This window comes from Parendozoicomonas callyspongiae (assembly GCF_023502345.1).
GTDB classification, from domain to species: Bacteria; Pseudomonadota; Gammaproteobacteria; order Pseudomonadales; family Endozoicomonadaceae; genus Sansalvadorimonas; species Sansalvadorimonas callyspongiae.
This window is the reverse complement of record NZ_JAMFLX010000004.1, coordinates 116,765-129,967: the sequence shown is the minus strand read 5'-3', so window position 1 is coordinate 129,967 and position 13,203 is coordinate 116,765. Positions and strand designations below refer to the sequence as shown.

At 47.1% G+C, this 13,203-nt stretch carries 14 protein-coding genes; 6 read left to right on the top strand and 8 right to left on the bottom strand.

Going from position 1 to position 13,203, the window contains the following annotated elements:
• Nucleotides 1-153: 153 nt before the first annotated feature.
• Nucleotides 154-1,017, top strand: coding sequence for a hypothetical protein (locus tag M3P05_RS04420; RefSeq protein ID WP_249698129.1), 864 nt, complete (start codon nt 154-156; stop codon nt 1,015-1,017).
• A 95-nt stretch (nt 1,018-1,112) separates the two neighbouring features.
• Here M3P05_RS04420 and M3P05_RS04415 read toward each other — a convergent pair whose 3' ends face one another.
• The 3 genes from M3P05_RS04415 to M3P05_RS04405 all read right to left on the bottom strand — a co-directional run bounded on the left by M3P05_RS04415 (nt 1,113) and on the right by M3P05_RS04405 (nt 4,568).
• Nucleotides 1,113-2,279 carry a WD40 repeat domain-containing protein gene (locus tag M3P05_RS04415; RefSeq protein ID WP_249698126.1) on the bottom strand — a complete coding sequence of 389 codons (1,167 nt, stop codon included), beginning with the start codon at nt 2,277-2,279 and terminating at the stop codon, nt 1,113-1,115.
• Between the two features lie 178 nt (nt 2,280-2,457).
• Entirely contained in the window at nt 2,458-3,783 is a 1,326-nt protein-coding gene (gene uhpC / locus M3P05_RS04410; protein WP_249698124.1) for an MFS transporter family glucose-6-phosphate receptor UhpC, read from the bottom strand.
• 293 nt (nt 3,784-4,076) lie between these two features.
• Nucleotides 4,077-4,568, bottom strand: a complete 492-nt coding sequence (locus M3P05_RS04405) for a TDE2712 family protein (protein ID WP_249698122.1) — start codon at nt 4,566-4,568, stop codon at nt 4,077-4,079.
• 982 nt (nt 4,569-5,550) lie between these two features.
• On the opposite strand from M3P05_RS04405, the gene M3P05_RS04400 reads away from it, so the two are divergent.
• From M3P05_RS04400 to M3P05_RS04390, 3 genes are all read left to right on the top strand, one after another.
• The gene (locus M3P05_RS04400; protein ID WP_249698121.1) at nt 5,551-5,787 is read left to right on the top strand and encodes a hypothetical protein; all 237 of its coding nucleotides are present in this window, start codon (nt 5,551-5,553) and stop codon (nt 5,785-5,787) included.
• Nucleotides 5,788-5,895: 108 nt separating this feature from the next.
• Complete coding sequence (gene ylqF, locus M3P05_RS04395; protein WP_249698119.1) at nt 5,896-6,825, top strand: ribosome biogenesis GTPase YlqF; 930 nt, start codon at nt 5,896-5,898, stop codon at nt 6,823-6,825.
• Nucleotides 6,826-7,259: 434 nt separating this feature from the next.
• Entirely contained in the window at nt 7,260-7,562 is a 303-nt protein-coding gene (locus M3P05_RS04390) for a hypothetical protein (RefSeq protein ID WP_249698117.1), read from the top strand.
• 13 nt (nt 7,563-7,575) lie between these two features.
• On the opposite strand, the gene M3P05_RS04385 is transcribed toward M3P05_RS04390, so the two are convergent.
• Complete coding sequence (locus M3P05_RS04385) at nt 7,576-7,998, bottom strand: nucleotide triphosphate diphosphatase NUDT15 (protein ID WP_249698115.1); 423 nt, start codon at nt 7,996-7,998, stop codon at nt 7,576-7,578.
• 33 nt (nt 7,999-8,031) lie between these two features.
• On the opposite strand from M3P05_RS04385, the gene M3P05_RS04380 reads away from it, so the two are divergent.
• Entirely contained in the window at nt 8,032-8,247 is a 216-nt protein-coding gene (locus M3P05_RS04380; protein WP_249698113.1) for a topoisomerase DNA-binding C4 zinc finger domain-containing protein, read from the top strand.
• Here the strand turns inward: M3P05_RS04380 and M3P05_RS04375 are convergent.
• The 3 genes from M3P05_RS04375 to M3P05_RS04365 form a co-directional block, all read right to left on the bottom strand.
• Nucleotides 8,230-8,697, bottom strand: coding sequence for a NifB/NifX family molybdenum-iron cluster-binding protein (locus M3P05_RS04375; protein ID WP_249698111.1), 468 nt, complete (start codon nt 8,695-8,697; stop codon nt 8,230-8,232). The genes M3P05_RS04380 and M3P05_RS04375 overlap by 18 nt on opposite strands.
• Nucleotides 8,698-8,803: 106 nt before the next feature.
• Nucleotides 8,804-9,415, bottom strand: coding sequence for an OmpA family protein (locus tag M3P05_RS04370; RefSeq protein WP_249698109.1), 612 nt, complete (start codon nt 9,413-9,415; stop codon nt 8,804-8,806).
• 118 nt (nt 9,416-9,533) lie between these two features.
• Nucleotides 9,534-10,745: a multidrug effflux MFS transporter gene (locus tag M3P05_RS04365; RefSeq protein WP_249698107.1), complete on the bottom strand. Its 1,212-nt coding sequence runs from the start codon at nt 10,743-10,745 to the stop codon at nt 9,534-9,536.
• Between the two features lie 116 nt (nt 10,746-10,861).
• Here M3P05_RS04365 and M3P05_RS04360 point away from each other — a divergent pair, with 116 nt between their 5' ends.
• Nucleotides 10,862-11,824 (top strand): LysR family transcriptional regulator, encoded by a 963-nt coding sequence (locus tag M3P05_RS04360; protein WP_249698105.1) that lies wholly within the window; start codon nt 10,862-10,864, stop codon nt 11,822-11,824.
• A 24-nt stretch (nt 11,825-11,848) separates the two neighbouring features.
• Here the strand turns inward: M3P05_RS04360 and M3P05_RS04355 are convergent, their stop codons facing one another.
• Nucleotides 11,849-13,060, bottom strand: a complete 1,212-nt coding sequence (locus tag M3P05_RS04355; protein WP_249698104.1) for a multidrug effflux MFS transporter — start codon at nt 13,058-13,060, stop codon at nt 11,849-11,851.
• Nucleotides 13,061-13,203 lie beyond the last annotated feature (143 nt).

The following is a 13,203-nucleotide window of genomic DNA, read 5'->3' as shown; positions in this document are numbered from 1 at the left end:
GTTTATCACTCCCCACAAAGGGCTGCACTACAGACAATGCCGCCCTTTCTTTACTTCAATCTGGCATTTTGATTGGTAGAGTCAGGGAGCAGCCTCATAGCTTCACTGAAGAGGTTTCATATTCGGAAGAGCGAGGAGCAATTTTCTACTATATTGAAAAATTCTTCAGATAACGTTGGGCAACTTATGGTGGACATAAGAAAGCTCCTTCTGCTTTCTCTTTGTTTTGCCTTGTATAAAACCTCGGCTTGGGCCAGTGAAGAAGGCAATGCCTCTCAAAGTGATATTGTCACCAGCAACTTAGACTCTTTTTCCAAGTTTCTTAAATTCCCCAGTAAGTACTGGTCAACTGGAATAGCTGTCGGACAGGTTGGTAATGTTTGCCATAGAGGTTTGGTAGTTAAAACCAAAGAAATGGATTTTTATGAAGGAGGAGGAACCAAGAGTGGAAACGAAAGATTCCATCCCATACGCACACAAGTATCAACCTACAGCGATGAGGTTTTCAGCAGCTCAGTGAAAGCCTCGCCGGACCAGGCTGTCGTGGCCAGCTATGTTCACCCATTTCCTCTTTACCCTTTCCACTGGACAGAATCAAAGTACTGGATACAAAAAATAGAGCCAGTTAAAAGCAACTTTGCAGAAACTGAATCATATCGAAAATTTGGAAATCAGTTTACTCAGCCACCTGGCGTCAGGCATGGCTTATATGGAAAAGGTATGAAAAGAGGGCAAATAAGGCACGTATCAAGATGGGGCTTGTTTTTTGGCAAGATGTGCACATGCTATCTTCACGAAGGAGGGATGGAGACGATAACAGAGGACAATATCACTACTCAACAATCTAAAGTCACACCTCTGAACATTTTTTCAGACAAGGGTTGTCAGTTTGCAGAGGATGCAGTACGAAGCGAATCTACGGTTTCCGTTGGTTACAGCCAAAAACTATTCGATATATGGAATGCCCACCCTCATATCGTACAAAGTATAAGAGTGGAAGATAGCCTAAAGCAGTAAGGCACTTAAGCTACGACGTCTTCAGAACTAGCCAGTTGCTTGTTGCTTGTTGCTTGTTGCTTGTTGCTTGTTGTTTAAAAGTTACCTCGCGCCCGTCACGGTTTCTTCCGTTCTAACCACTCCATGTCCGGATTAATGGACTGATAGAGATCCCAGACTTTCAGGGTTGTATCATCAGAACCGGAAATCACCAGCCCTTCAGAAGTGATGGTCATGCAAATGATCTTGTCTGAGTGCCCTTTCAGAGTGGCGACACACAGCCCCCCGGCTCTGGCCAGATCCCAGACTTTCAGGGTTCCATCATATGAGCCGGAAATCACCAACCCTTCAGGGGTGGTGGTTATGCAAGTAGCCCCGCTGGAGTGCCCTCTCAGGGTGGCGACACACTGCACCTTCGGAGTTTCTGTCAGATCCCAGACTTTCAGATTTGTATCATATGAGCCGGAAACCACCCATCCATTGGGGAGAGTGGACACGCGATAGATCCAGTCAGAATGCACTTTCAGGCTGGTGATAGGCTGCTTCCTCAAAGGTTTGGTCAGGTTCCAGACAGTCAGGGTATTACCACTAGAGCCGGAGATCACCCGTCCACCGGAGGCGATAGTCATGCAAATGATTCCGCCTGAGAACCCTGAAAGGGTGGTGACACTTTCTATTTCATGGGTACTGTTGCTTAAACGTCGCGACAGGGCACCTTGTCTTAATACGTCACTCATGGCCCATACTTTTTCTTGCTCATCAAAGTGTTTACTTATCCATCTCTCAACATTCCTCGGATATTGATCTTTATGATGGAGGCATTGTGGTACCATTCTCTTACGGTATACGGACTGAACCCCTGGGTGTCGGGTGAAGTACCTTTCCACAAGAAAATTGGTAATGATTTGATTCCGGCTGAGACCAAAAGGGTCCAAGTCGTTAACTATCAGTGAGCCGTCCAGCTCAAAGTGCTCATAGGTACGATCTTGAGTCTTGGCGCGGCAGGGTTCAGACGATAAGCCCGGTACGGGGTGCTCTTTTCTCGCTTTGGTGAAGAAGTACTGGCAAGTGTGCCGCAGTGCCAGAACGTCCCTGGCAGAAAGGTATACTTTGACAAGTCGCCAGCAATCAAAAATCATCGATATAAAGACCTGACTATCGCCTGACTCTCTGGTGACTGTGTGTCCATCACTACTACTGCGAGCAAGCACGTTTGAACGCTCTGGTATCACTTCCAGGGGCATTGCCTGTGTGCGGGAAATAGCTGTTGTTCGTTGTTGCATAACGGCTGATAGTCTCTGGTCAAGTTTCGATAATGACTCAGACAAAAAAAACAGCGTTGTACTCTCATTGTGATAGACTGCCTAACCGGGCTGTTGTGAGGGGCCGGGCTCACAGCATGAAAGTCATGAGGAAGAATGAGAACTCAAGTTTAAAGAATCACTCATAAAATCGTGCTTTTTAATCTCTTTGGGTTGAGTTAAAGTGCCCGTTAGGTAACAGAAAGGGAATGAATAGTATTATGACCATGGATGAACACACTGTAAGAGTGATAAAAAAACCGTCCCACCCAGAAGATTCCATGATTTTGGCAACAGGGTAACCAGCCAGAGCGGCTCCAACATAAGCAAAAAGACTGACGAAACCATTAGCTGCTCCTGCAGCATTTTTGTGGGAGCACTCAACAGCAGCCATGCCAATCAAAAGTTGTGGACCATAGATAAAGAAGCCGATTAAGAAGAATAGAACCAGCTGCATGAAGTAACCGGCTTCAGGTATCGCCCATAGCCCGATAACTGCAGCCACAACGCCAATACCAAAAATAAAGTTCATGGGAGCACGGTTCCCCCTGAACCACCAGTCAGAGCCCCAGCCAGCAACGATACATCCCAGGAAACCACCAATTTCAGAAGCTGAGAGAGCCGAGTTAGCCATAATAAGTGAATAGCCATGCTCTTCTGTCAGATAAAGGTTGCCCCAGTCACTGATGGAAACCCGCACGATATATATCAGCACGTAAGTCAGAGCCAGCAGCCAGAGCTTGCGATTATTCAAAACGTAGTGAAACAGTATGTCTTTGCTTCCCAGCCCCTTGCCTTCCTGCTCATGGGCAATTTCCTGTTCGTCTCCCCGCCAGTGCCCGACTGTGGGAAGTCCCATAGTCTGGGGTTTATCCCGTATTTTTAGAAACACAAAAGCCGTCATTACCAGGGCCACAATGCCAGCAGCCTGCATGCCATACTGCCAGCCCAGATGCACAACCAGCCATCCCAGCAACACGGGGGCAATAGCTCCTCCAACATTGTGTGTTGTGTTCCATACCCCCCACCAGAAGCCCCGTTCATTTCTTGAATACCAGGATGTCAGTATCTTGGAACAGGGCGGCCATCCCCATCCCTGGAAAAAAGCATTCAACGTCCACAAACAGGCAAAGGCTACAAAGGATGAGCTCATACCAAAGAAAATATTAATCAGACCGGTAATAAATAATCCGATGGGCATGAAATAGCGAGGATTGGAATGATCACTTATAATGCCACTAACAAATTTGCTGGCACCATAGGTGAAGTAGAACAGCGTTCCGATCAGGCCAATATCCGCTTTCTCAAGGCCAAGATCCTGAATCAGAGCAGGTGTGATATAGGTAAATGACTTTCTGGTTATGTAGTAAGCTGCGTAACCCACATAGATTCCAAGGAATACATGCAGGCGCCAATATATATACCTCCTGTCTATCTCACCCCTGTTACCCAACTCTGCTTTTCCCACAATATAATCCCTACTCATAACATGGTTTCTTTGCCGGAACGCCTAGATACTAGTTCTTTTTCCCGTTTCTGAAAGAAGCTGTCCCGAATTGGGGTATTTATCTTCTTGGCAAGCTGATTCAGAACACCATTATAGTTCTCGTAGTTAACTGAATGGTGATCAATGGGTTGAATAGGGAGAGAAGAGATCGAGAAATGGTACTCTCAATAGGAAGAATAAATAAAAGGAAATGCCGTGAAAGGAGAGTAATGAGGATACAAAGTCGATAACTCGTTGTTTTGTATCCTCAAAATGGTCAGAAAGTCAGCCTGTCAAGCAGCAATTTTCTCAATCCATGCCTTGATTTCAGTATCTTCAATCTTCAGCGGGCCGCCTTCGATGATGTCAGCCTGGATGCGGAAGAAATTGATGAACAGCTGGCCATCTTTCTTGTAGAAGGTATCCATGTGCATAGGCAGGATAACAACGTCCAGATCACCTGCGACCTTAACGTCATCCAGGTTCATGACCTTCAGGGGAGCCATCATCGCTTCCATCAGGCCCATGTCTTCCATAGCCCACATGTTGTTATTCCAGAAGCGGGACTCTTTCTTGCTCTCAGCGCTGAAGATCTCACGGTTGGTGATCGCGCTCAGGGCACGGCGAACTGATTCACCGGTGAATTCTTCGGTGTAGATCTTTTCCATTTCGGCGTTATTGGCGATAGTGGCCAGGTAGGCTTCACCAACCTTTTCCCGCTCACTGGTGGCCTGCCAGTAGTAGAACATAAGTTCCATTACTTCCATGTTCATCTTGATAGCCATAATTGCGTGCTCCTGTTGTTCCATGAAAGGAATTGCAGGCTCACGCTGAAATGTGAGTTCACTGCCCTGCTATAACCTCTCATGGCTAGATTGCCAAGAATTGTCTGCCTTACTTACACTTGTCGCCCAAAGGGGAGTGCGGCGCAGAACGGCATGGGGGTATCAACGCAGCATCCTAATAGCGATGCCCACATCTGTTTATGACACTGGGCAAACAAACCAGAGAATTTTGTAGAAAAAATTAACTTTTGTTTAGGCATGATGGATTTAGGGGCTGGATAGCGGATCATGTCGGCCACAGAATAACCTATCTGGCCAGTCTTTCAGCACTTGCCATAGTCGGCATCCCTCTTATGATGCTGATGAGTCAGGACAAGATCCTGCTATGTGCCCTCGGCCAGTTTTCAGTGCTGTCGTTGGGGGCTGATTCCCGGTAGCAGCAGCCCGCTGTACTCGGAAATCTAGCCTCACTCCCTAAGAATGATGGGAACTAATATTCCATATAGCGTGGCCATCATCTGTTTTGGTGGGACTACATCACTTATTGCACTGTATCTGGCTCAGGTAACCGGTTTACTCTGGGCAACGGGCATATACCTCTCCCTGCTGAGTCTGATTACCCTCCCATTGCTTTGGTGCATTAAGGATAAAACCGGCGAAGCACTTGATTATGGATCATCATCTGGATATACCCCTGCTAAAGAGGACTCAACATCAGTTCCGTGTTAACAATATTTGAACTGATATCGTGGATTTGATTAATAAAACGATGTAAATAAATTCCAGTCAGTAATAAAAATTTGGGTTCTCGTCTTGAATTAAGCTTCCACATTTTTCTGCGAAAAGTTACAAGATTTAATCTTGCTCACTGACAATCTTAAAGGAACAACACTCTCTCCCATAGAGTTACAAACCCAAGTCTCAGAATCCTGTGTACTGGCCTATACTCACTCACCCTACGGATTTAAAGGGCCCATCACTTATGTCGAAGAAGAACATCAATACTATCAGCCTGAAGAAAAGCGGCCCTGCAGCCACAGAAACAAGTCTCTCCATTGCAGAACAAACGGCTGCATTCCTTAAATCTGGTGGCGCGATCGATGAGATCCCTTCCGGGGTCAGCGGTCAGATCAGCCTTGGAGAAAAAGCAAGGCTGGCACGAGAAGAAAGAGAAGCAAAAGAAAAAGCTCTTCAGAATGAGAATGCTGAAGATTCCTGACATGGTTTCCTCTAGAAAATCCAGGCATCTCAAAACTCTGCTTTACAGATAAAAGACACTCGGCCCGGCAGTCGTTAAAATAGAGGTTTTGCTTCAGAGAATCCCTAGATGGCGATCAACTGGTACCCCGGACACATGCACAAGGCTCGAAAAGAGATCCGAGAGCTTATGCCTCAGGTGGATCTTATTATCGAGGTGCTGGATGCCCGTATTCCCTTCAGCAGTGAGAACCCACTGGTACCATCTCTGCGAAAAGATACTCCCTGCATAAAAATCCTGAATAAAGCTGACCTGGCAGATCCTGTTGCCACCCGACAGTGGCAACAGGCAATGGAAAAGGAACAGGGGATTCGTGCTATTCCAATGACTCAGCATGAACCCCAGAAAGTTCGTGAATTGCTGAATATCTGTCCGCAGATGCTGCCGCACAGGAACTTTGAAGGAACACCTCTGCGTGCGCTTATTCTTGGCATTCCCAATGTTGGCAAATCAACCACTATAAATAATCTGGCAAACCGCATTATTGCCAAAACCGGTAATGAGCCTGCTGTGACCAAAGCACAGCAACGCATCAAGCTGCCAAATAATATCGTTCTGCACGACACTCCCGGATTTCTCTGGCCAAAACTGGAACCGGAAGAGTGTGGTTACCGTCTGGCAGTAACTGGTGCCATCAAGAATACCGTTCTTGAGTTTGAAGATGTGGGTATGTTCCTGGTCGAGTACCTGATGGAAGCTCATCCGGATATTCTGCGTAAACGCTACAACCTGGATGAAATTCCAATGTCTGCCATTGAGATCTTTGACGATATTGGCAGACGTCGCGGCTGTATGCGTAAAGGAGGCTTTGCCGATACCCATAAGGTCGCTGAGATTCTGATTAATGATTTTCGCAGTGGAGCACTGGGTCGCCTGACTCTGGAAACGCCAGAAATGATCGAAGCCCAGAAAATCATAATGGAAGCCCGCCGGGCAGAGGAAGAGGAGAAAAAGGCAGAGAAGACTACCAAAAAGAAAAAGTCCCGATCCAAAGCCTGATTTATCAACCTCCCCCCCTCTCAAATCAACAGTGATGCCTTTTCCACATCTGTAAAGGCATCCCTGACATTAAGGTAATGTCTCGGACACACAGTACTACCTTGTCTTTTACTGACAGATATCAACAGCACAATCATTAAGGATCCAAGTTTGCAGCGTTCATACGTGCCTGAAAGGACTGCTGAAACCGCAACCTGGTCAGTGAAACAAACCCTTCACATATTGATGAAAAGGCTGATGATATCAAAACGGGGTTAGCAAACTTTCAGAAAGATTCATTCCTAATCAAAAACAACATCATCTATACGTCTGCAAACGCCAAACCCACCTATGTGAAACAAGCCATAAAGGTTGCCGAGGAAACACAGGGAAGACCTTATGCCAGCATAGTTTTTGTTGATGACAGCAGTTTTCAGTGTGGACATGTGGGAAACATGATGCTGGTCACAGACTTTGGCCACTATGACCAGTCTTGTTTTTTGGTTTGCCTTCATTTCGATCCTTACGACCACGATGATTCAGGTTGTAAATGCGAACTTCCTGAGGCAATGGCTGAAACCACAGAAATAATCAAACCGGCACCTTCTCAAAGCAGAACACAAACCATTCCGGCAAAGAAAGGTGCAGCAGTGTTTCATCGGCAAAAGGATCACGAGGGTTTGAAAAAACTAAGAGATACCCAACGAGAGCACACTGTTCACCCGATACAACGTAGAAGGCTTTGCCAAATTCTTTAACTAGCGCTCTCTCTCATGATTTCAGAAAAGGGCTATAACCTTTCTCAAGTAGATGCCGAATAGGCAAAAACAAAGGCTTAGGCATTTTATCCCACTCAAACCACCCCCACTCAGAGCATTTATCAGGCTCCATAACCGTGGCTTCCCCCTCATGGCTTTCAGCAACGGTAAATAGCGTCACGTAGTGTTTTTTGTCTTTAGCGAAGACATCGTTGGTATAGGGGCCAATCAGAATATTTTCGAGATTAAGACCGGTTTCTTCCAAAACCTCCCTGCGTGCGCATTCTTCAATAGCTTCGCCATATTCAAGATGACCACCGGGAAACTGCCAGCAGCCATCACCATGCTTGCCCTTCCGAAGGCCCAGCAGTACTTTGTTGCCGCGAAGAATAATGGCACCCACTCCAATAGCAGGACGGACAGTTTCAGTTACCATTGATAGTGAGTCCTTTTTTTATAAGAAAGAAAAATGGCCAGTCACGAGAATAATGAACCAAAAGAGCAGAAGGAACTGATCAAACAACAGGTTCCACCCCGATGTCCACGCTGTGCTTCGATCATGGTGCGGCAGACAGCCAGACAGGGGGAAAACGCTGGCAATCAGTTCTGGGGCTGTACCCGCTATCCCATGTGTCGTGGAATACGACCAATACAGCCTTCCGAATCATCAGATAAGACCCTTTAAGCCCCTGCCACAGCAACCACCATTTACATCAGTGTTACCGCAGCACTTGTTGCGCACCTCGTTGGGTAACCGACTCAAGTCCTCAATATAATCATCCGTGTCATAAAACTCTTCGATAGGCTCCAGTGGCAGCTCATCCCGAAGGTACATTTTCACCGCCTTAACCGGATCCTTCTCGTGAGTTACCAGACCTTCAATGCCCCGTTTTGCCAGCTCCGCATGAAGGCCACTTCCCATACCTGCAGTGATAAGGGCATCCATCTCATCAAAAGGGTGTGATTGATCAGGCTCTGTAACAAACCAGGTTTCCTGCTTGAAAAGCTCGTAAACCTCTTTGCTGATAATACGCTTTCGTTCAGGCTGTACGATAAATACCAGATGATTACGGCAGCGGGCAGCGTAGCCGGTTATGGTTCGACGGTTCTGGGTAGTGACAACGATCTTCTTCATGCAGGGACAAGCGTAAGAAAAAACTGGATTGTCCAGATTTTAAACTCTTATTTCCCTGACTCATGCAGGCCAACTGTCACATTAGTGAACTACGAGCCTGCCAGATTTAACCGGCTGCAACCACCGTTAGCTCAACCCGGCGATTCCTGGCCCAGGTTTCCTTGTTATATCCGGTAACAGCAGGCCTTTCACTGCCGTAGCTTCTCAGTTTCATCTGGGACTTTTTGATCCCCTGCGCCTCAAGATAATCTGCTACAGACTTGGCACGACGCATACCAAGATCCTTGTTGTAGATGGCAGGTCCGCGCTCATCGGTATGGCCCTCAATCAGAATGGCAACATTCGGTAGCTTCTTCAGTTGCACTGACAAAGCCTTCAGATCATACATCTCTTCTGAACTCAAAGAGGCCTGATCAAAACCAAAGTAAAGCGTGGCTTCGATCTCTTCAAGAGTCACTGTATTTTTCTTTTCTATCTCTTCGATTTCTTTCTGGTGAGCCTGATCTGCGCCGGGGATTATCAAATCAGCCGCAGGAGGTAACGGTGCCTGGTCATCTGGCGCAGAAACCTCAACAAGAACACCCTCGGAGACAATGGTCTGGTCTGCAGGTAACTCAGGCTGGACGTCACTGGGATTTTCATTACGACAGCCTGCTGCTGTCAGTGCCAGAGATATCATAAGTAGCAGACGTCTATGACTGGTACTTGCTGGTTTCATGGGCTTATCCTCAAACAGCCATGAGCGGGAAGTGCCTTTTGTCACCTCAAGGTGATGGAAAAGGTATCTCCACGATAAAAACAATGCTCAACAGCATAGTCTTTGTCTCAAAAGCTGTTTAGGCAGCCTGATCGATTTCTGTACCAGCGGAAGTCTCCGATCTGGAAAGAATATCTCTTAACACAAACAAGAAAGGGATAACGAGTAGACAATAGGAAAGAGAGACTGTGTGGAATACCTGCAAGTCCAGCACTTTCAGGAGCGCAGAAATCAGACCTCCGCCAGCCATACGCGCACAGCCGTCAATTGCCGCAGCCACACCGGAACAATGTTTGAAGGGCTCCAATGTAAGACCGGATGCTGTTCCAAAAACAAGAGTGAAACCGATATAACCGATTGCAGCAGGAACAAAGAACAGCAGCGGATCTGATCCCGGTACAAACCAGAGGCCAGCTCCACCAGAGATCGATATCCCCAGACCAATCAGGATGGTCAGGCGTCGCCCAATAACCCTGACGATTTCGGGCGCGAGCAGGCTGATGGAAAGCTTGAGTATTCCCAGGCCACCGAACACTAGCGCAAATTGAAATTCATCCAGACCGCCCATGGTCATTGCCACAATTGGGGCATGAGTGGTGTAGCTCAGAATTGCTCCCATAGTCAGCATACCAGCCATGCTATATAGGATGAATTGCCGGTTCTCCAGAATCTCTGCAACACTGTTTTTCAGGCTTGCCTGCTGAAGACTTCCTTTAGCATGGATGCATCCGGAAACCCCAGGAGGAATGAATAACCAGACTCCGGCAAATATCAGTGCACCAAACAGGGCCATAAACAGGAAATTTGCTGACCAGCCCCACTGGCTTGCCAAAACCCCGCCCAGTAATGGTGCCAAGGTTGGGACTACACCAATAATCCCTCCCATGTATGTGATCCATTTGCCTGACTCGATAGCATTAAAATGATCACGCACCCAGGCAAAAGCTGTAACAGTGCAACTTGCAGCACCAATGCCCTGCATTGCTCTGGAGAGATAAAGAGTAGAAATGGTTTCAGAGCTGGCACCGATCAGGCTGCCAACAATATAAATTGCAGTTCCCCACAAGGCTGTCGCACGTCGTCCAAAACGATCAGACAGCGGCCCACCTACAAGCTGACCTGCCCCAACGCAGACCATAAACAGGGAAACAGTAAGCTGCATTGCTTTGTCATTTACCTTGAACACCCCCATCATCTCCGGGAAAGAGGGCAGGTAAACATCAATGGCGAGCGGACTGAGAACAACCAATGACAACACGATGGGAAGTGTTGAGCGCCAATCCTTTGGCATGAAATGACTCCCTTCAAAATCGGCTCGGGGTGAATTTTGCCGTTTTCCCCTTGTGTAAAGAAGTGAAAATATGGCATTTTCGTTTTTACTATACGGAATATCTTATAAGCAGTACTATGCCATTACTTCAACTGTCCCGCATAAATCTTAACCTTCTAGTATGCTTACAGGCACTTCTTGAAGAACAAAGCGTCAGTCGTGCAGCCCGCAGATTGTGCATAAGTCAGTCAGCAGTCAGTAAACATTTGGCGCAATTGCGCAAAGTCACCAATGACCCTCTGTTTACCAGAACAGCACACGGTTTGAACCCGACAACCCGCGCTACCAAGATACAGCAGGAACTGGAACCGCTACTGAACAGTCTGTTGCAGGTTGTTCAACCTGAAGAGTTTAATCCGGCAAAGTGTGACCACTATTTCCGTATAGCGCTTCCAGAGAACATATCCCATCTCTTCTTTAAATGGTGTATGCCGGAAATCATGAAGGCTGCACCCAATCTGACATTAAAGGTTCAGCACCTTTCCCTGGAAAACCTTCAGGAACTCAGCGCAGGGCGAATAGATTTTGCAGTCATTCCACATGACCTGGAATGTGGGCAGGATAAAATTGCCGGCCTGCACCGCAAACAGATGCATCAGGACAACCTGGTCTGTCTGGTCAGAAACAATCATCCTTGTTTATCTGAAGACTGGAATCTGGAGACTTGGCTGGAATTGGGACATATCAATATTGGCTCAGTTACCAGCCGTTCATGCATTATTGATCAGACATTAGACAAACATGGGCTGTCCAGAAAAATCGTCTCAGCCGTCGATAATTTCCACAGCGCCACCAGCGCCTGTGAAAGCACAGATCTTGCGCTGATCTCATCCCAGCTATGGGAGCTGTGTGCGCAGGAGAAATACGAGGTAACAGCCCTTCCTATTCCACTGCCAACCGAGCCAGTGAATTATCAGCTCTACTGGCATGAACGGAACCATCAGAGTCCCGCTCACCAGTGGTTCAGGGAGTTTGCTCTTCAGCTGTCAAAAAGCAGTGGACTAAAGCCCGGTGTCAATCAGATTCCCTCTTCTCTCTGATAGCACACAAAGAGCATAAACAACTCAGGCCGCTTTCTGAAACTCACTGCTAACCGGTTGCACGCTGTTTCGCTTCTGCATATCTGACAGAATCCAGAACAGGGGCAACCCTAGCAGAACAAATGTTATTGCGGCTGTCGTAAACAGGCTGAAGCCCAGCATTTTGATCAATGCGACCAGCAAACCGCCACCACTCATTCGAACACAGCCATCAATAGAAGCTGCAAGCCCTGCACAGTACTTGAAGTGTTCAAGAGTCAATCCAGATGCTGTGCCAAAAATAATATTGAACCCTATGCAACCTACAGCAGAAGGAATGAAATAAAGCAGGGGCCTACTCGCTGGCACCATCACCAGACCAACAGCACCAAGCAGTGACAAAACTATTCCGGCAGCAATTGTCTTCCGTCGTCCAATGCGGCTGGCAATATGTGGCGCAGAAATACTCGCCAGAAGTTGTACTATGCCAACAAAGCCAAACAATAAAGCAAAACCGAACTCTCCAAGCCCCCCAAGATTCATAGCAACCATTGGTGCATTGGTGGCATAACCGAGAATACCAGCCATGGTTAAAGTCCCGGTTAAGCTGTAGAGAAGGAACTGTCGATTAGTCAGAATCTCGCGAATATTGGCCTTCAGGTTATTCTGAGAGGATGCTTGAACACTGTCTTCTTTCAACTTGCCAGGCTCAATAAGTATCAGAGAACCGATAAAGATCAGAGTCCCAACCAGCGCCATAAACAGAAAACTGGATGTCCAGCCCCACAGGACGGCTAGAATGCCTCCAAGAAACGGTGCAAGAGTGGGAACACAGCCAATCATTCCTCCCATATAGCTGATCCATTTTCCAGACTCATGGGCATCAAAGTGATCTCGCACCCAGGCAAATGCTGTGACCGAGCAACTGGCAGCACCGAGAGCCTGCAGAACTCTGGCGAGGTACAGCCCCTCCATATCAGCGGATATTGAAGCGAGCAAACTACCAACCAGATAAAGAGCTGTTCCAAGAAGAGCACTGAACCTGCGTCCATAGTGATCGGAAAGAGGGCCAGCAATCAGCTGTCCGATTCCCATAACCATCATGAACAGCGAAACAGTAAACTGCATGGCTGCCTCGTCAACACCAAAAACAGCAACCATTTCGGGCAATGATGGTAAATAAACATCAATAGCCAGAGGGCTGAGAATAACGAGACCAAAAACAACAGGCAGAGCAGAGCGATGGGATACTGGCATGCAGTTAAATTTCCTTATGTAATTTCATTATCCATCGATTTTGAAGGGGAGACACCATAAAGGAACGCGGTCAGTGTCAGTCACACTGACCGCCCTGTTCAAACCAATTTCAACATGAACAATCAAAGTAGCCATGGAACAAA

Excerpts from the sequence above, each read along its gene's own strand:
- M3P05_RS04355 (WP_249698104.1), bottom strand. The coding sequence starts at position 13,060 with ATGCCAGTATCCCATCGCTCTGCTCTGCCTGTTGTTTTTGGTCTCGTT.
- M3P05_RS04385 (WP_249698115.1), bottom strand. The coding sequence starts at position 7,998 with ATGGTAACTGAAACTGTCCGTCCTGCTATTGGAGTGGGTGCCATTATT.
- M3P05_RS04370 (WP_249698109.1), bottom strand. The coding sequence starts at position 9,415 with ATGAAACCAGCAAGTACCAGTCATAGACGTCTGCTACTTATGATATCT.
- uhpC (WP_249698124.1), bottom strand. The coding sequence starts at position 3,783 with ATGAGTAGGGATTATATTGTGGGAAAAGCAGAGTTGGGTAACAGGGGT.
- M3P05_RS04380 (WP_249698113.1), top strand. The coding sequence starts at position 8,032 with ATGGCCAGTCACGAGAATAATGAACCAAAAGAGCAGAAGGAACTGATC.
- M3P05_RS04400 (WP_249698121.1), top strand. The coding sequence starts at position 5,551 with ATGTCGAAGAAGAACATCAATACTATCAGCCTGAAGAAAAGCGGCCCT.
- M3P05_RS04365 (WP_249698107.1), bottom strand. The coding sequence starts at position 10,745 with ATGCCAAAGGATTGGCGCTCAACACTTCCCATCGTGTTGTCATTGGTT.
- M3P05_RS04405 (WP_249698122.1), bottom strand. The coding sequence starts at position 4,568 with ATGGCTATCAAGATGAACATGGAAGTAATGGAACTTATGTTCTACTAC.
- M3P05_RS04390 (WP_249698117.1), top strand. The coding sequence starts at position 7,260 with ATGATGCTGGTCACAGACTTTGGCCACTATGACCAGTCTTGTTTTTTG.
- M3P05_RS04375 (WP_249698111.1), bottom strand. The coding sequence starts at position 8,697 with ATGAAGAAGATCGTTGTCACTACCCAGAACCGTCGAACCATAACCGGC.
- M3P05_RS04415 (WP_249698126.1), bottom strand. The coding sequence starts at position 2,279 with ATGCAACAACGAACAACAGCTATTTCCCGCACACAGGCAATGCCCCTG.
- M3P05_RS04360 (WP_249698105.1), top strand. The coding sequence starts at position 10,862 with ATGCCATTACTTCAACTGTCCCGCATAAATCTTAACCTTCTAGTATGC.
- ylqF (WP_249698119.1), top strand. The coding sequence starts at position 5,896 with ATGGCGATCAACTGGTACCCCGGACACATGCACAAGGCTCGAAAAGAG.